We start from the raw sequence: 18,099 nt of genomic DNA, 5'->3' as shown, positions 1-18,099 counted from the left end.
ACAATTATTTCAGACAAAATAGTCTTAATAAGGAGTTCCCATGAAAAGCTTAAATATTTTAGGAAAAAGTGCGTTAGTGTTATCACTAGCTGCTTCCATAGCGATGGCGGCACCCGAGAAAAAAGATCTCAAAATCGGATTTATCCCATTGACCGATTGTGCAGCTTTGGTTATCGCAAAAGAAAAAGGGTTCTTTGCCAAACACGGTTTGAATGTCGAGCTAAGCAAAGAGGCTTCATGGGCAAACGTCCGTGACAAAATGACGGTGGGTGAGCTCGATGCATCGCACATGCTCGCTGCTATGCCAATCGCGACGACACTCGGTGTCGGAAGTACCAAGAAAGATATGGTTGCCCTTATGGCACTGGGTCAAAACGGCGATGCGATCAGCGTATCAAACAAAATGTACGATGCAATGATGGCAGCAGACCCAGCGGCTACCAAAAAAGGCTCAGCCGTAGCCCTCAAAAAAGTGATCGCTAGTAAAACGATGGGAGTTCCTGAGTTTGGGATGACGTTCCCTACGGGTACGCATAACTACCATGTACGCTACTGGATGGCTGCAGGTGGGGTTAATCCTGATACCGATGTCGCGCTAAAAGTCGTTCCGCCACCACAAATGGTCGCCAACATGACGGCAGGAAATATCGATGGCTACTGTGTCGGTGAACCGTGGAATCAACGTGCCGTTATGGGAAATATCGGTAAAACCGTCGTCACAGGATATCAACTTTGGGAAAACGGACCGGAAAAAGTGCTCGGTGTTCAAAAAGCGTTTGCCGATAAGAATCCTGAAACAACCAAAGCAATGATCAAAGCGGTGATCGAAGCGGGTGTGTGGCTCGATGCATCATGGGACAACCGTAAAGAGGCATCCAAAATCCTCTCATCCAAATCTTATGTCAACGCACCGACGGACGTTATCGATAACTCGATGACAGGAACGTATATGTTCACCAACGGAGTTAATACCCCTATGCCGAACTTTAACGTTTTTAGTAAAAAACAGGCTCTTTATCCCTACTACAGCCACGGTTTATGGCAAGTAACCCAAATGATCCGTTGGGGGCAACTTGACAAACCTGTCGATATGAAAAAAGTCGTTGAGAGCGTTTATCGCCCTGATTTGTTCGCGAAAGCGGCTAAAGAGGTCAATTATGCACTTCCTTCTACACAATGGAAAGTGGAGAAAAAATTCATCGACGGTGTAACCTTCGATCCAAACAAAGCAGTTGATTACATCTACAACGCTCCGATCAAATCGCCGAAAATCACCAAAGAAGCACTCCTAAAAGTGAATAATTGGAAAGTATCCGCGAAATAACGCCAAAGGAGTACATTATGGTTTCAAAATATATCAATGTCGTCCTTTTACCACTGCTCCTTTTTGGTGTAGTAATCGCGATTTGGTCGGCTATTGCCGCTCAGATACCGGGGTTCCCCCCGCCTAGCGAAGTATGGAGTGAACTCCTCATCGTCCTCTCCGATCCGTTTTACAACAACGGTGCGGGAGATCAGGGGATTGCTCTGCAACTGGGTAATTCACTGGCTCGTGTGTTTGGCGGATTTGCCCTCGCTATCGCTGTGGGTGTTCCGGTGGGATTGTTGATCGGGATGAGCAAAAGTGCTTATACGGCATTCAATCCCTACATTCAAATTCTAAAACCCGTTTCACCCCTCGCATGGTTGCCGTTGGCACTGTTTGTATTCAAAGAGGTCAACACGACGGCGATTTTCGTCATCTTCGTCACCTCGATTTGGCCGATTATCATCAATACGGCGCTGGGTGTACGGAGCGTCAGCGAGGATTATCTCAACGTCGCGCGTGTCATTCAACTTAGCGCGTTTGAGAAGGTATTTCAGATCATCCTCCCTGTTGCCGTCCCCTTTATCTTTACGGGGATGAGGCTTTCACTGGGGATCGCATGGCTGGTTATCGTCGCGGCTGAGATGCTCACCGGAGGCGTAGGGATCGGATTTTGGATTTGGGATGAGTATAACAATCTCAACTACTCTCATATTATTATCGGGATACTCCTCATCGGAGTTATCGGGTATATCCTCGATGCGCTGATGGGGCTGATCGCCGATTTCTTTGATTACCGTAAGCGAGGACTCAAATGAGTGCAAAACCTTTTTTAAAAATCGATCATGTCGATAAGATTTTCCCTCTCGGCGGTGGTAAAGAGTATGTTGCCCTTCGAAATGTCCAGCTTGATATCCGTGAAAATGAGATTGTCTCGATCATCGGACACTCAGGATGCGGAAAATCGACGATCCTCAACCTCATTGCGGGACTCGATACGATCTCGCACGGGACTATTTTGCTCGAGGACAAACACATTCTCGCTCCCGGACCGGAGCGAGCGGTAGTGTTTCAAAACCACTCTTTGCTTCCATGGTTAAGTGTCTATCAAAATATCGAGATGGCAGTGCGTAAAGTACTCGGCGAAGATTTGAGCAACAGTGAAATCCGCGATCATGTGATGAAATACATCCAGATGGTTAATCTCGATCATGCCAAAGACAAATACCCCGGTGAGATCAGCGGTGGGATGAAACAGCGTGTCGGTATCGCCCGTGCCCTCTCCATCGAGCCAAAAGTGCTCCTTATGGATGAGCCATTTGGAGCACTCGATTCGCTCACTCGTGCTAATCTGCAAGATCATTTGATGCGGATACAGATGCAAACGGGTAATACCGTCGTCATTATCACCCATGATGTGGATGAAGCAGTACTCCTCAGTGACCGAGTCATCATGATGACGAACGGTCCTGAGGCAACCATCGGGGAAATTTTGGAAGTGAACCTTCCGCGACCGCGGAATCGTTTGGAACTTCAGAATAATCCTGAGTACCTACGATGTCGTGGCGCGATCATCGAGTTTTTATACTCAAAATTTGCCAAAGAAGATGAATAAAAACCTTACCCTCTTTTGAGGGGAATCATTCCATCAAAAAACTCTGTACACATCTGAATTATCTTCTCCTGTCGGGGTTTACCCACCGGCTCACTCTGACGGATCGCATGAACTTCATCAATCAAATCATGAATCCCAGCCGGTATCATCGACGTTAAAAATTTCCGTAACGCCGAACTCACCGCAGGAGCTTTGCCTGTCGTATTGATCCCGACACACAAATCTCCCTCGACGATAAGCGCCGGAAAGATAAAACTGCACAATGCGGGAGAGTCGACACAATTAACCGGTGTTTTGCTCATCATACACGTATGATAGATTTTTTCTTGTTCACTCAAATCATCCAATGCACCGATCACTAAAAAACGCCCCTCACAATCACTGAGCTCATATTTGCGATCTATCAGAGTCATCGGATATTCTTTAGCAAGAGCACGAATCTCAGGATGAATTTCGGGTGCAATGATACTCAGGGCGGGTGAGAACTTCACTAACTGCTCAATTTTACGCAATGCCACCTCCCCTGCTCCAATGACCACACAATTTTGATCTTTTAAATCTACGAACATCGGAAAAAGTGCCATTGTCAATCCTTTGCACTAAATTGATTAAAAATTAAACAAAAATTTGTTTTTCTTATCGCTATTTTACACTATTATTTTTTAAAGACAAAAAAGTCCTAATAAGGAATATTCCATGAACGGAAAATTATATTTAATCGGTTGCGGACCGGGCGATGCCGATCTGCTCACCTTGAAAGCTCTTAAAACCATCGAAAAACTAGATATCGCCCTCATCGATCATCTCCTCACCCAAGAGATTATTGATCTCATCCCGCCATGTGCCAAAGTGGTATTCGTCGGAAAAGAGAAAGGAAAGCACAGCTTCCCGCAAAGTGAGATCAATGCGATGATCACCGAGTATGCTCAGCAAGGATACACCGTTGGTCGGCTCAAATGCGGTGACCCCTACATCTTCGGTCGCGGAACCGAAGAGGCGATCTACGCTTCGCAAAATGATATTGAGACCGAAGTGATCCCAGGTATCTCATCGGCACTCTCAGGCCCCCTATCGGCCGGAATCGCCCCGACTGCTCGCGGTGTCAGTACCGGAGTTTCCGTCGTATCGGCACACCTCTCAGGTGATCGTGTCAATCTCTCATGGATTCCGATGCTGAGCGTCAGTGATCACACTACCGTAGTCCTCATGGGACTTAGCCGAACTCGTCAGATCGTCAAAGAGGCTTTAGATCAGGGGGTGGATGCCACATTGCCCGTCGCGATTATCTCTAATGCCACCACCGCACACCAAAACTCTATTATTACGACGTTAGGTGAACTCATCTCTGCCTCCAAAGGAGCACCCAAACCGGCAATTTTGGTTTTCGGAAATGTTGTCAATTTAGCAAAAGTTCTCCCAACGTATCGTTACGAGTCAAAAGGAGAAGGTTATGACATCGCTACAGCAAGCTAATGAAGCACGCAGTGTAAAAAAACACAAAACTGAAGCGATCAAAGAGGCTTTTAGTGCCCAAGAAGCTTGGGATCGTCTTTTGGGATATGCAACAAGCGGATATAGCAGTATTAGTGAAGATGATCGGGATTTTGTTCTCAAAAGTTTTGGTGTATTTGATCGCCCTGCAACCCCAGAGCGGTTTATGATTCGCGTTCGGATCGCCGGAGGATCGCTTAGCGTCGAGCAGGCTATGGCGGTAGCGTATGTTGCCAAAACATTTGGACAAGATTACATCGATCTTACAACACGGCAGCAAATAGAATTACGCTATCTCCGTATCGAAGATATTCCAGAGTCATTGAAACTCCTTGAAAATGTTGGACTCACCAGTTATCAGACGGGGGTCGATAATTTTCGCAACATTCTCCTCGATCCCCTTGATGGATTGGCAATGGACAATATCATCGAATGCTCTCCCATCCTCCGAGAGATTCAAGGGGTATTTTTAAAAAACGACGAATGGATCACCACCCTTCCCCGTAAATTTAACATCGGCATTAACGGTTCCCTCTCCAATCGATGTAATATTTTCGGTCAAGATTTTGCCTTGACATTGGCTCAAAAAGAGGGAATATATGGATTTAATCTTTACTTGGGGGGTCGTGTCGGTGCAGTCGCTCAAGATGCCGATATGTTCGTTCTCCCATTCCAAGCCAAAGAGGTATTTGTCGCCGTTGCATCCCTCTTTAAAACCTATGGATTTCGGGATAACCGTAACAAAAACCGACTCAAATTTTTGATCGATACTGTGGGAATGAATGAATTTAGAGAAGCAATTATCACAACACTTGGTTATCAAATGCCCTATGCTGGTCAACTTCTCACCGAGATGCAGGGGGGAGATCACTATGGAAAAATTGCGCTCAACGATGGAACCTTTGCTCTTTATGCGGCTGTACCAAGCGGCGTCTTTAGTGGAAGCGATCTATTGTACGCCGCCCAAATAGCTCAATCTCAAAATGGAGCCATCCGTCTCACGATAGAGCAAAATCTAATTATCACTGGGATACGTAACGAGGTAGCAGCGTTAGATTCACCGCTCTTTGCTAACTATTCCAACCGGCCATCACCTTATATGGCGAACCTCATTGCATGCGCCGGAAGCGAACATTGCCCCTTTGGCGTTATCCCCGGCAAACCCGATGCAATAACCATGGGAGAATATCTATCTCACGAAGTCCCCATAGAGGATGCAAAGGTACGCCTTTATTGGTCAGCTTGCGTCAAAGGATGCGGAATACACGCTGCAGGAGATTTGGGCTTTTTGGGATGTAAAGTTCCCCACAAAGGGAAGACGGAACTAGGGGTCGACATCTTTATTGGCGGAACGCTCAGCGGGGATGGGTCAGAGGCTCATCTGCTACTCAAAGGAATTTTACTGGAACACGCAAACGAATATGTCGCTGAGCTTATGCGTGCGTATCGTGATCATCGAAAATCAAAAGAATCGTTAGAAAGTTATATTGCTCGTGTACAGCAAGGGTATACGAACCCCGCTATCGCATTTATGATGCGCTGGAACCGACTGATACGAAACCATAATGAAAATCTGTTTCTATCCTGCAAACACCCTTACGGCTCACATGTTGAATCGGATGAAATCTATCGCTATGGGATCGAACTGATAGGTCAAGCCATTGGGTATAATCCTTACGAGAGCGATGCGGCATTGTTTGAAGGACGAAAAGGATTCAAATTTGATAAAAAAACGTTGAGCGATTTTATACAACCGTACGCACCGATTATCGAAAAAATGGTCGAACCGGATTCCAAAAAACGTTACGTTGTCTTCAGTGAAGTTGTTGCCGATTTAAAAGAGATTGATTCTTATGAGTGATTTGATCTCTACAGGGTGCCCGTTTTGCGGGACGGGATGCGCCTTAAGCGTCGAGTGCACCGATAAAGGCTATAAGGTCAAGGGAGATAAAACCAGCCCCTCAACGCAGGGAGATTTGTGTTTCAAACCGATCCAAATGGCAAAAGGACTCGATACCAACCGTCTCACTACTCCGCTGTATCGATCCCGTAAAACCGACCCTTTCCGCGAAATATCGTGGGAGGAGGCGATCTGCGTTTTAGCCGATCAGATTAAATCGCTCCCCCGTGAATCTCTCTATTTTTACCTCTCAGGACAGCTTCTCACCGAAGAGAGCTATCTCTTCACCAAACTGATCAAAGGGTACCTAGGAACCAACAACGTAGATGCGAACTCACGGCTGTGTATGGCGAGTGCCGTCGTCGCCCACAAGATGGCATTTGGAAGCGACGGAGCCGTGGGGAGTTATGCCGATATCGACGATGCCGACGTGATCCTTATCAGCGGTTCTAACCCCGCATGGGCACACCCGATCATCCATCGCCGTATCATGGCACGTAAAAAATCCCATCCCGAAACCCAAATTATCGTGATCGATCCGATCCGTACCGAGAGTGCCGAAAAAGCCGATTTATGGCTCGGACTTCGTAGCGGAAGCGATACGATGCTCTACAACGCCCTTTTGTCCGAGATTCACACACGAGGCGGGTGTGATAACGATTTTATTGCTCGCTCTTGTGAAGGGTTTGCTAAAGCCATCGATGCCGCACAAGCGATACCATACGCCAAAGCCATTGAATCGTGCGGACTCTCCACTAGAGAAGCTGATATTCTAGTCGATCTTTTCACTTCGGATAAAAAAATCCTCGGCCTATGGTGTCAGGGATTGAACCAAGCTATAGATGGGGTGATGCGCAATCTCGGATTTATCAACCTCTTTTTGGCTACGGGTCGAGTCAACGCCCAAAAAGGGCTCCCGTTCTCTCTCACCGGTCAGCCCAATGCCATGGGGGGACGCGAAGTGGGTTACCTCTCCAACGGCCTCCCAGGTTACCGCGATGTCCGTAACCCTCAACATCGCAATGAGTGTGAACACCATTGGAATCTCCCAGCAGAGTCGATCTCTTCAGACGTAGGGATCACTATCACCGATGCTATCGACTCAATTTTACAAGAGGAGTTACGCTTTCTATGGGTAGCTTGCACGAACCCCCTCCTCACCCTCCCCGATATTTCTAAAACCCGCTCCGCACTTGTGCAAAACGATCTTTTTTTAGTTGTTCAGGACTGTGTACTGAGCGAAACTGCCACTCTTGCCAACCTCGTCCTCCCCAGCGCCGCGTGGGGTGAAAAAGAGGGAAGCATGACTAACTCCGAACGCTTTATAAAGCGTGTCAGAGCCTTTAAACCTGCTCCGAACGGTGCCAAAAGTGATTCTGATATCGTCTGTGCCATAGCCAAAGCGTTGGGATTTACAGGATTTGATTTTACCGATACGGTAGAGATTTACGATGAGTATAAGGCATTAACCGAAAAACGGTTATGCGATCAAAGCACACAAGAGTATGAAAGTCTATCGTACCAATGGGGAGGCGAACGCCTCTATGCAGACGAAGTGTTTGCAACTGCCTCGCACAAAGCACAGTTCCATCCCATACTCTCTTGTGTTCCTGAAATAAACGAGGGGGAATTCGTTCTCCTCACCGGACGGACGAAAAAGCAATGGCATACGATGACCCGTACCGGTGAAGTCGCCGAACTTCTCAAAGATGAAGAAGAGGCGTATATACTGATAAACGAATCCGAGGCAAATGAAAAAGCGCTTAAAGAGGGAGATATCGCCGTAATATCAAATAGTCTCGGATCATTGGAACTTCCCATCCGCTTTGGAATCTTGGCACCCCATCACCTTTTTGCACCGTTTGGATACCCGAAAACTCCGATCAATACTCTTGTTCCGACCATAAATGATCCATTTTCATTTCAAAGTGCACTCAAATCAGCCCATGTACGATTAGAGATACCTTGATTAATTGCACCCTAAATCTTATATCTCTTTTACATTTTTTTACAACATTTACTTTTGCAACATTTTAGACATACTAAATGGGTATGATTCGTTACCTTATACGATATTAAAGGTATTGACAGTTTATGCCACTGAATCCACTCACATCGCCAGATGAGAAGAACTACGAAAACTTACTCGATGAGATTATTGCAAAAGCGCGTCTCAAAGGGGCTAATATAAGCTCGTGGACACAATCTCCGAATGGGAGAACCATTATTAATATCCCCGGAAAACTGCCGATCTATTATCTTAGTATGGATGCTGCCGCCGATAGTTTGATTCATCAGTATAAATTAGCATCTCAATACCGATATCTCTATCAAAACGCAGCGTACAAATTTAAACCGCTTTCTCAAAATAATGAATTGCAAGATGAACAGAAAAGTTCTATTACGGCTCAGGCTATTTATGAGTGTGATCCTCTTATTCAAAACATGAGTAACGAACTAACAGGATCAATAAAAAGAAAGCTCAATCACATTATTGAAAAGATTAATTCTACACATCATCTTAATCCGTCTGAATTTTATCTCTTTCAAACCTCTTTGGCTGAACATTATCGAAATAAAATGATTGAAGCACCTACGACACAAAAGAAAAAACAGCTCCAAATGTTTACCCATTTTATAGAGGAGATAAGCCACTCGGAAATGTAAAGGGTTATTCCAACATCTCTTCAGATTCACCGAGTTGCAAGATACCCTGCTCCGCCAATGCCTGAACCGTATCAACAATTCTACGTTGCGCACCCTCGACCTCTTTCATCTTAACCGCACCCAAAAATTGGAGCTCTTCGATAAAGGCATCTTTAGCACGTTGGGACATATTGGCATAAAATTTCTCTTTGAGCTCTTCCGCCGCATTTTTCAACGCCAGCATAAGATCATTTTTATCCACCGCTTTAAGGATTTCACGAATACTGTTACCGTCGAGATCAACCATATCTTCGAAGGTAAACATCATCTCTTTGATCGATGCCGCAAGCTCTTGATCCAACTGCTCGATTTGTGACAAGGTGGCTTTAGACGCTTTTGCACCCAAACGGTTGAAGACATCGGCCACGGCCCGAGGCCCGCCCACTTCGACTTTGTAGCTGGCAAGGGATTCGAGTTTGGATTCGAGTACCGCGCTGACCCGTTTGATAATCGACGGTGAGATGTCTCCGAGTTTGGCCATACGCATCGCTACTTCGGCGCGCAAATCATCCGGAAAGATATAGAGGGTCTCTGCAGCGGCGGAAGGGTCCATATGCGCTAGGATCAAGGCTACGGTTTGAGGATGTTCGTTCATAATAAAGTCGGCGAGCTGCTGAGGTTTGATTTTAGATAAAAAAGCAAAATTTTGAGTTCCCTGCATCGTTTTACTAAGACGATCAAGCACTTTTTTCGCCTCTTCGGGTCCTAACGCTTTGTAGAGGATTTCACGTGCGTAATCTAAACCGCCGGTGTTGAGATATTGGTTTGATTGGATAATCGCGTAAAACTCTTCTAAAACGGCACCACCGATATTTTTTTCCACCGAACGGTTAGAAGCAATGTATTTGGAAACTTGGGTAATCGCTTCGACATTCATACGGGAAAAGATAGTGGCCGTGACATCTTCACCCAACTGCATTAGCAAAATAGCGATTTTTTCAGCCATTCCCATTTCATCGAAAGAGATTTGCTGATTTTGATTAAGATTCAATTTTGACCCTTAGTGTTTTATCGAAAATTATTAAAATTTGCTATTGCTTCGATTATCCTATAATAGCCAAGGAGGTATGAAAACGGTATTAAAATATAATTGCAGTTTTAGAAGATGGAGAAAAGGAGAGATAAAGTGCTTTTAGCACTCCATCTCAATGATTTTCCAAGGGAGTCCTTGGGTATTCATCTCTTCCATAAACGGATCCGGATCGAGCTGTTCCATATTAAAGACACCTTGTCCGCTCCATTTACCTTGCACCATCAGTTTCGCACCGATAACCGCAGGAACACCTGTAGTGTACGAGACACCTTGTGATTTTACTTCGGCGTAGCACTCTTCATGGTCTTTGACTTGGTAGATATAGATTTTACGTTTTTTGCCGTCTTTGAGACCTTCAGCAACGATACCGATGTTGGTTTTACCTTTGGTACGAGGTCCCAGTGACGCCGGATCGGGGAGCAATGTTTTGAGAAATTCCATCGGAACGATCTTCATCCCTTGATGCTCAACCGGCTCGATCCCAAGCATACCGACATTTTCGAGACATTTCATATGGGTAAGGTAGCTTTGACCGAACGTCATGAAAAAGCGGATACGCTTGAGCCCTTTGATGTGTTTAACGAGGGACTCCATCTCTTCGTGGTACAAGAGATAACTGTCTTTTGGTCCCACTTCGGGATAATCCCACACTTGCATAATCTCCATCGGTGCCGTTTCGATCCACTTACCCTCTTCCCAGTAACGCCCTTTGGCACTCACTTCGCGAAGATTGATTTCAGGGTTAAAGTTGGTTGCGAACGGATAGCCGTGATCCCCTGCATTGCAGTCGAGAATATCGATCGTATGGATCTCATCAAAATAGTGTTTTTGAGCATACGCACAGAAAACGTTCGTCGCACCCGGATCGAATCCGCTTCCGAGTAATCCCATAATCCCCGCTTCTTTAAACGCAGTATCCCGCTCCCATTGGAGTTTGTATTCGAATTTCGCCTCATCCGGATGCTCATAGTTGGCCGTATCGAGATACGGAGTTTTGGTCGCGATACATGCATCCATAATGGCGAGATCTTGATACGGAAGAGCAACGTTGATTAAAATATCAGGAGAGTATTTTTGGATGAGTGCAATCACTTCATCGGTATTGTCCGCATCGACGGTTGTGATTTCAAGAGCACCGGCTGGAAGTTCGCTTTGGATCTCTTCACAGCGCCATATGCTACGGCTTGCTAAAATGATACGATCGAAAACATGGTTATTCATGACACATTTATGTGCCACAACGCGCCCTACTCCACCGGCGCCGATAATAAGTGCTGTTGCCACGGCATATCCCCTGATTAAAAAATTATGGAAATTATAAGCGATTATCTCTTACAAAAACGTTACAGACAAAATGCTTCATAGAGGGTCAATCCCCAAATGAACGCTAACATTCCCAATGAGAGAAAAACCAATGCGGCACCGGCATCTTTTGCACGCTTGGCCAGCTCATGATGCTCATACGTCACCAAATCGACCGTACGCTCAACGGCACTGTTAATCACTTCCGCAATCAACGGAATAAATAAAGAGACGGAAAGTATCGCTTTTGAAATAAACCCTATCGGCAAGCTCCATGCGATAATCATACCAATCACAAACAGTATAATTTGCAGACGAAATGATTTTTCGTTTTTTGTCACTTCGAGTAGACCGTTCAGGGCATAACGGGTATTTTTGAAAAGGGTATATTCAGGCTTATTGAGCGCCATGCGTCTCCTTTAAAGAGATAATTGCATTATAAACGGTTTGCGGTTCACTGTTCATGGGAAGCGGCTCTCCGTAAATGACACGTATATTGCGTCGGAATCTTGTACGTGATGGCGTATGACGGTTACGTGAGCGGGAAAACAGACTCCCATAGACTCCGTCAATGTAAAATGGGATGATCACACCCTCCGAGTCGGTAGAAACTCTTTTATAGCCGTGTAAAAACGTCCCTACTTCACCATCAGAGCTGATACTTCCCTCGGGAAAAATACCGATTATTTCTCCGTTTTGTAAACGTTTTTGTGCTTGTTTAAAGGCCTCTTTCGCCCCCCGAGCAGAGATCGGAATTACTTCTCCCAACCGCATGATGGGTTTAATAAGCTTTTTTTCATAGATTGAACGTTCCATAAGATAGCGTATACGGCGTTCTACCCCTATTTGAACCAGTATCCAATCAATCCAGCTAATATGATTACCCAAGAGCAATACGGCCCCTTTTGAAGGGACATTATGCGTTTGCATCGGGATAATGTTGTAACGTAATGCCAACAAACGTTCAAAAATGAGCCAGATAAAGTACTCTTTATAACGGATAATTGCCCCCGTACTTAAGAGAAGAGAGACAAAAAGCATCGCATAAAATAGCATCAATGCATCCCACCCTGCATAGGCAAAAAGGGTGGTCAAAACTAAAAATAGGGTCATAAAAATATTTTGGATCCAGTTATTGCCTGATAAAACATAGGCAAGATGCGCGCGGGGAGTTTGGGATAAGATAAGGGCGTTGAGCGAAACGATCATCATGGCCCCGCCGATACCGAATCCGAAGAAGATCAGTCCGATCAATGGGAGGCTGTGCACTAATGGCAAAAGGATTAGCATAATAGTAATTTTTACCGCTCCGGCAACAATAACCCCTTTGTGAAGATAATGGCGGGATAAGCGTGCGGCAATCACAGAGCCGATGATAATCCCGAAGGCCGCCAGTGCCATAAGCCCTTGGACAATAATGGTATTCTCAATTCCCAGCGTCGATTTCGCATAGGCTCCGAAAGCTGCCAAGATTACTTGTGAAATAGACCAAAAGAGGGAAAGAAAAAGAATCGCTTCAAATATTTCCGGCTTACGACGGAGTAAAATCCAATTTTTACGAAGGGTATATCCATTTAGATATTTTTTAATATTAAAAGAAATACCACTAGCCGATCCATACGATTGGAGTCGAAGAGTAAGGATGAATTCGAAGATACTACCGATAACAAGTAACCATCCCAGCGGTGCGATTTGACGTAAAATTTGTGCTTCATTGTCATAATTACCGCTGAGAGAGTTTTCAAACATCACCGTGTACGCAATGATCCCTGAGAGGATTGCAACCGTTGTAACCGACTGCACCAGTGCATTTAGAGAGCTAAAATCTCTCACCCCCGCTATCTCTTTAATGTATCCGTATTTAGCGGGAGAGTAGATGGCACTTTGGGCGGCGAGAATAAAGGTAAGGAAAAAAGCACTCCAAAACCACCCCTGATAATAGCTATACGTGATCAGTAAGGTGATAATAACTGCGGCAAATGCACCGTATCGCATGACACTGACTTTTGAAAAACGGTGAGAGAGGTAGCCGGATGGGGTAAATAAAAAAATGAAGGGGAGTAAAATAAGGGCGTTTAAAATGGCCGTATAGATAATTTGTGTTTGGTCGTCATAAATTTTGAAAACGGTATTTTGAATAATGATTTTATGCCCTAAATCGGTGAAGGCATTGAGAAAGAGTGCAAGGGTGTAGGGAAAAATCCCTTTTATTTTGGTGATATTCATTATCCCAGCACCGTACTCCATCCCTCATATATTCCATGCTCCTGCATAGCCGATTCATACAACGAGGTTGTTGTCTCTTCTACAATTTCAGGGGTAATGGCCTCTTTTTTGATGAGGACAACCCCGTATGCATAATCACTTTCATCATCGTTAACGTACTCTTTGACCGAGTAGCCGTGTGAGGCAAGTTGCGAGACACTGCGTTCCATCGAAGTTTTGGTTTGAAAGAAAAGATAGTGTTCGACTTCTCGAATGAGGGATAGGTCATCTCCTGCGTCGAGCAGTGCCGCTATCGTATGGCGATTTTGGATACTGAGCAATCCATAAGGATCGGGATAGAGATTATCACGGTACATCTCCCATTTAGCATCTTTGGATGAACCGCGTTCATATACAAACCCGCCATGAGTGCTCATCACGTCGGAGCTAATGTTTTCAAACCGTTTGGATTGGGGGGCATAAAAATAAAATTCAGCCCATCCCTCTTTCATAACTCTTCCGGCAAACAGTGCATCTACTGAGGTGAGTGCCGTTATTAGCTCTTTTGTAAAGAGTTCCAACGCTTCGGTAACGCTATCGGCTTTGACAAAGAGCCATAGGAGCCAAGGACGCTCTTCTTGGGGAGCTTCTTCGATGAGATCGAGTTCTACGTCGCATCGATACGGTATATTTTCATCATCGAGGAGTTCGTAAAATTCTATCATCAGAGTAAAGACCTTATTTTTTCGTAATTATATGGTCTTTATTCTTGGTTTTCTCCCAAATAGCTCTTATGCAACTTTACTTTACTTGCCAGCTCTTGAACATTTTTGGCTTCGATCATCGATAGGGATTCTTTCGGGTGAGACTCTCTTTGTTGGAGGCTTTGGGATAAAAGTTGCATTTGTACCGTTGCTTCTGCGGCGACTTGTTCCAGACTTTGACGAATGGCACGGTATTCTTGATGTTCATACGATTCGAGGGTGACGATCAGTTCACTCAGTTTTCCCTTGGCATGTAGGAATTCGTCGTGAAGTGTTTGGGCCGAAGCAAAAAGACGAGAGAGCGGCATAAGCGAATCGGAGAGCTCTTTTGAATGGGTCGTCATTTCTCGCATATGTTTTGTCGAGAGAACCATTTGCTGCATAATGAGTTCACTTTGTTCACGTGAACTGCGTAACAGCGAGTCATTTTCAAGTAAAGAGGTTACAATGGATTCACTTTTAGCACCGAGCATTTGGATGTGATGTGAAAAATCATTAATGATACGGTCAAACTCTTTTTGTACCACTGCAACGGTATGATCTGGAAGTTGATGATGACTCATCTGAACGACAAGTTCATGCATATCTTTTATCTGAGTAAGTACCTCTTTTTGTTCATCACTGCTCAGATGCGCAACATGTTTCAGATGATTAAAGTGATCTTGTTCCGCGATACGTAAAAGATCAATATGGCGATGAACGACATTATCCAAACTTGGAAGTTCAGAGAGGGTAAACTCTTCAAATTTCCCCATTGCCTTTTCTTGCTGAATCAAAAGAGCCTCTATTTTAGAGATAAAGAGTTTCTGATTGGCTTGAATGGCGTTGAGTGCATCAAACTCTTCTCTAAATACGTTGCGTATCTGATCGTGGGTCGTTGTCTCCATCTGAGAAACCAGATTAAGACGCTCGTTTAGTCTCTCCAGTGAAGAGCTTAAAACAGAAATATCTTCTCCGATTCCGACCATACGCAAGCGATCTTCATAGGTATTGATGACACTTACGGTTTGATTCATCACACTCATGATCGCAGATAAAACGATTCCGACACTCAAGGACAATAAAGACTCTTTGAGGATATTTATATCCATCGACTCACTAAGGATAAAATGCAACAGTGCCCCGATTGCCCCCAATGCCAAAACAACAGGGGTATAGTTGATCTTGCTGTGGTCTTTATAGACTGCCGTATGGCGTAAAAATAAAAGTGACATGGCCATAATGGTGAGTAACAAATCGATACTGATCATACGTTATCCTTTTGATAGATGATATCCAATAAAGAATCAGGAGAGGAAGCAAAGTAGTCCCCTTCCCCTTGCGCACTAAATCCCCAACCTGCAAAAATTCCCGTGATCCCTGCTCTTTGAGCCGCTTCCATATCTTTGGTATTATCACCGATCATCCAAGCATAATCCGTGCCCGAACGATAATCATCGTGTTCGAGATGACGATGGAGCATTTGGGGATGAGGTTTTGGGGTATCAACATTGTCTGCACCGATAATGAGTTTGAAAAATGAATCAATTTCTAAATACTCCAACATACGCTTTGCAAAAATACTGGGTGCGTTGGTGGCAACCCCCATTAGAAATCCATTTCGGGAAAGGTTTTCTAAAAGATCAGGGATCCCTTTGTAGAGAGTAGCGTTTTGGATACATTGATCATAATAGTGGCATTCGAAAAGCTCCCGAGCCCTCTCTTCATAGATAGGGTTTCCATAAAAAATTTCAGAGAGATTTCGTACAGGTGCATTGATCGCATCAATGACGGATTGAACACTTAGCGGATCAAGATCGTAACACACTTTTCTTACATGATTGATAGAGAGGGTGATATCAAGTCCCGAATCGATCAAGGTTCCGTCCATATCGAAAAGTGTGATCTTTTTCATTTATTTCATCTTTTGGTAAAGCTCACTAAGGGTTTGAACAAACAAAGGGTGGTCGTTCGGACAACGGCAGACACGATAGGCTTCATAACCTAAGTGATCCGCTACTTCGGCGTATTCTAACGAGAGCTCGAAATCCGTTTCAGAGTTATCGATGGTAAATGCGATAGGGACGATAATGGCACGTTTATTTTTGAGTTCGTGTAAAGTGCTCTCGAGTGAGGGTTCCAGCCATTTCATCGGCCCAACTTTGGATTGATAGGCTACATGAACACCGTTGAAGTGCAGACCGCTTTTTAGCATCATTGTTTTGATCAGTTCAACATGGGCGATCACCTGTCGCTGATACGGATCCCCTTGATCAACGATTTTTTGCGGTAGACCATGAGCTGAGAAGATAATATCGAACGACTCGGCGGTCTCATCTTGTAAAGCTTCTTTAATACGCTCGATCAAACATCGGTTATAGGTTTCATGGGCAAAGAAATGTTTGATTTCTACCGTTATGACCTCCCAACCGATAGCATGAGCTGTTATTTCAAAATCATCCAGTGAGGATTGGGTAGTAGTAGAAGAGTACTGCGGATAGAGAGGAATCAGATAGACTTTTTCAATCCCCTGTTCTTGTAGTCGTTTACACACCTCGTTTGCCATAGGGGGGGTATAGCGCATGATGAAATCAACGACAATTTCATCTCCTATATATTTTTGTAATGATGCAACCAATGCACGGGTATGTCCGACGAGTGGAGATTTTCCACCGATTTGCCGATATATATCCTGAGATTTTTCGGCACGTGTCAATGTGATCATGCCGGCGATAAATCGACGTAACAAAGAACTTTTGGTACGGATGATATAGGGATCGTTGAACATGTTATGTAAAAACATTTCAACTTCTCCTAGATTGTTAGGACCGCCCATATTGAGTAAGAGTATAGCTTCTTTCATAATGCTGATTATCCGTTTGTTTTTGGAGAAAGTGTACCATAACGCTTTGTTAAATTCAGGTATTATAAAAAAAACTAAAGCTTTTTAATCTATAATGACTTTAACGCAGAAAATGAGGAGGGTTAATGCTGATAAACCGAACAGTGTTATCGCTGATTTTACTGACAATGACGGTTCAGGCTGATTCACAAAGGCGTGAACCCTCTCTCTTTTTAGAATATGAACGCGAATTAAAAAAAACGAACGACGCTCTTATCAAAAATGATGAAACTGCATTTGTAAAGAATATCACGTATCTATCTGTAACGAAGCCTCCTCTTCCCGTAGAACCGACTGTTAACAAGCCAACCGTATCGGAAACGACGACAACCGTGTTGAAAAATACAAAAGTCGATACCGATACGATCGGACAAGACAGCAAACCTTTTTTAGTTGTGAGCAAACCGGCCCCTATTGCTTCAAAAGAGGGATGTCCGGATGAGGTTCTGATAGCCGAAGTACCTAAAACCGCACCCCAAAAAATCATTAAAAATTTGAATAGCGTTAAAGAAAAAGTCCTTTCTCGTGCCAAAGATTTTCTCGGAACTCCTTATGGTTTTGGGGATAAGGAGGGGGGGCGTACCGATTGTTCAGGATTTACACAGCAGGTTTTTCGACAATTCGGAATTTCACTTCCGCGCAGTGCGATGGAACAGGCGCAATTCGGGGAAAATGTAAATCTTAATGATCTTCAAGTAGGCGATTTGCTTTTTTATCGTACCTATAAATCCGATCCTTCACATGTGGCTATCTATGCGGGAGAAGGAAAAATTATTCACGCTTCGTATGCCGCTAAAAAAGTACAATACGACTCAATCGAAAAAGCGTATTACCGAGATCGTTTCATGTACGCTAAACGTCTTGCGTTTAACGACCCCGATCACGACGAGTAATCT

At 44.4% G+C, this 18,099-nt stretch carries 17 protein-coding genes; 8 read left to right on the top strand and 9 right to left on the bottom strand.

Features of this window, described 5'->3' with window-relative positions:
* The first annotated feature begins 40 nt into the window (after positions 1 to 40).
* From RMO68_RS08130 to RMO68_RS08120, 3 genes are read left to right on the top strand one after another with little or no spacing between them, the layout of a single operon-like run.
* Entirely contained in the window at positions 41 to 1,324 is a 1,284-nt protein-coding gene (locus RMO68_RS08130) for a CmpA/NrtA family ABC transporter substrate-binding protein (RefSeq protein WP_310440229.1), read from the top strand.
* A 17-nt stretch (positions 1,325 to 1,341) separates the two neighbouring features.
* On the top strand, positions 1,342 to 2,124 hold the full coding sequence (gene ntrB / locus RMO68_RS08125; RefSeq protein WP_310440228.1) for a nitrate ABC transporter permease: 783 nt from the start codon (positions 1,342 to 1,344) through the stop codon (positions 2,122 to 2,124).
* The gene (locus RMO68_RS08120; RefSeq protein WP_310440227.1) at positions 2,121 to 2,921 is read left to right on the top strand and encodes an ABC transporter ATP-binding protein; all 801 of its coding nucleotides are present in this window, start codon (positions 2,121 to 2,123) and stop codon (positions 2,919 to 2,921) included. The genes ntrB and RMO68_RS08120 overlap by 4 nt, the downstream gene beginning before the upstream one ends.
* A gap of 5 nt (positions 2,922 to 2,926) precedes the next feature.
* Here the strand turns inward: RMO68_RS08120 and RMO68_RS08115 are convergent, their stop codons facing one another.
* Positions 2,927 to 3,505: a bifunctional precorrin-2 dehydrogenase/sirohydrochlorin ferrochelatase gene (locus tag RMO68_RS08115; protein WP_310440226.1), complete on the bottom strand. Its 579-nt coding sequence runs from the start codon at positions 3,503 to 3,505 to the stop codon at positions 2,927 to 2,929.
* Positions 3,506 to 3,617: 112 nt separating this feature from the next.
* Between RMO68_RS08115 and cobA the strand changes: the two genes are divergently transcribed.
* From cobA to RMO68_RS08095, 4 genes are all read left to right on the top strand, one after another.
* Positions 3,618 to 4,394, top strand: coding sequence for a uroporphyrinogen-III C-methyltransferase (gene cobA / locus RMO68_RS08110; RefSeq protein WP_310440225.1), 777 nt, complete (start codon positions 3,618 to 3,620; stop codon positions 4,392 to 4,394).
* Positions 4,372 to 6,273, top strand: a complete 1,902-nt coding sequence (locus RMO68_RS08105; RefSeq protein ID WP_310440224.1) for a ferredoxin--nitrite reductase — start codon at positions 4,372 to 4,374, stop codon at positions 6,271 to 6,273. Before cobA ends, RMO68_RS08105 begins: the two co-directional genes overlap by 23 nt.
* The gene (locus RMO68_RS08100; RefSeq protein ID WP_310440223.1) at positions 6,266 to 8,281 is read left to right on the top strand and encodes a molybdopterin oxidoreductase family protein; all 2,016 of its coding nucleotides are present in this window, start codon (positions 6,266 to 6,268) and stop codon (positions 8,279 to 8,281) included. The genes RMO68_RS08105 and RMO68_RS08100 overlap by 8 nt, the downstream gene beginning before the upstream one ends.
* A gap of 125 nt (positions 8,282 to 8,406) precedes the next feature.
* On the top strand, positions 8,407 to 8,979 hold the full coding sequence (locus tag RMO68_RS08095) for a hypothetical protein (protein WP_310440222.1): 573 nt from the start codon (positions 8,407 to 8,409) through the stop codon (positions 8,977 to 8,979).
* Positions 8,980 to 8,983: 4 nt separating this feature from the next.
* Here RMO68_RS08095 and fliG read toward each other — a convergent pair whose 3' ends face one another.
* The 8 genes from fliG to hemH all read right to left on the bottom strand — a co-directional run bounded on the left by fliG (position 8,984) and on the right by hemH (position 17,164).
* Positions 8,984 to 10,009 carry a flagellar motor switch protein FliG gene (gene fliG / locus RMO68_RS08090; RefSeq protein ID WP_310440221.1) on the bottom strand — a complete coding sequence of 342 codons (1,026 nt, stop codon included), beginning with the start codon at positions 10,007 to 10,009 and terminating at the stop codon, positions 8,984 to 8,986.
* Positions 10,010 to 10,150: 141 nt separating this feature from the next.
* The gene (locus RMO68_RS08085; RefSeq protein ID WP_310440220.1) at positions 10,151 to 11,335 is read right to left on the bottom strand and encodes a saccharopine dehydrogenase family protein; all 1,185 of its coding nucleotides are present in this window, start codon (positions 11,333 to 11,335) and stop codon (positions 10,151 to 10,153) included.
* Between the two features lie 59 nt (positions 11,336 to 11,394).
* Positions 11,395 to 11,763 (bottom strand): diacylglycerol kinase, encoded by a 369-nt coding sequence (locus RMO68_RS08080; protein WP_310440219.1) that lies wholly within the window; start codon positions 11,761 to 11,763, stop codon positions 11,395 to 11,397.
* A complete protein-coding gene (locus RMO68_RS08075) occupies positions 11,750 to 13,579 on the bottom strand; it encodes an MFS transporter (protein ID WP_310440218.1) in 1,830 nt (609 codons plus the stop codon). The genes RMO68_RS08080 and RMO68_RS08075 overlap by 14 nt, the downstream gene beginning before the upstream one ends.
* A complete protein-coding gene (locus tag RMO68_RS08070) occupies positions 13,579 to 14,283 on the bottom strand; it encodes a DUF695 domain-containing protein (protein ID WP_310440217.1) in 705 nt (234 codons plus the stop codon). Before RMO68_RS08070 ends, RMO68_RS08075 begins: the two co-directional genes overlap by 1 nt.
* Before the next feature lie 38 nt (positions 14,284 to 14,321).
* A complete protein-coding gene (locus RMO68_RS08065) occupies positions 14,322 to 15,572 on the bottom strand; it encodes a hypothetical protein (RefSeq protein ID WP_310440216.1) in 1,251 nt (416 codons plus the stop codon).
* A complete protein-coding gene (locus RMO68_RS08060; RefSeq protein WP_310440215.1) occupies positions 15,569 to 16,216 on the bottom strand; it encodes an HAD family hydrolase in 648 nt (215 codons plus the stop codon). The genes RMO68_RS08065 and RMO68_RS08060 overlap by 4 nt, the downstream gene beginning before the upstream one ends.
* Positions 16,217 to 17,164: a ferrochelatase gene (gene hemH, locus RMO68_RS08055; RefSeq protein WP_310440214.1), complete on the bottom strand. Its 948-nt coding sequence runs from the start codon at positions 17,162 to 17,164 to the stop codon at positions 16,217 to 16,219.
* 125 nt (positions 17,165 to 17,289) lie between these two features.
* Here hemH and RMO68_RS08050 point away from each other — a divergent pair, with 125 nt between their 5' ends.
* Positions 17,290 to 18,096, top strand: a complete 807-nt coding sequence (locus RMO68_RS08050) for a C40 family peptidase (RefSeq protein ID WP_310440213.1) — start codon at positions 17,290 to 17,292, stop codon at positions 18,094 to 18,096.
* Positions 18,097 to 18,099 lie beyond the last annotated feature (3 nt).

Origin of the sequence: Sulfuricurvum sp. (assembly GCF_031427015.1) — a bacterium.
Taxonomy (GTDB): Bacteria; Campylobacterota; Campylobacteria; order Campylobacterales; family Sulfurimonadaceae; genus Sulfuricurvum.
Note: the sequence above shows the minus strand (reverse complement) of the source record. Positions and strands in the feature narration are given on the sequence as shown.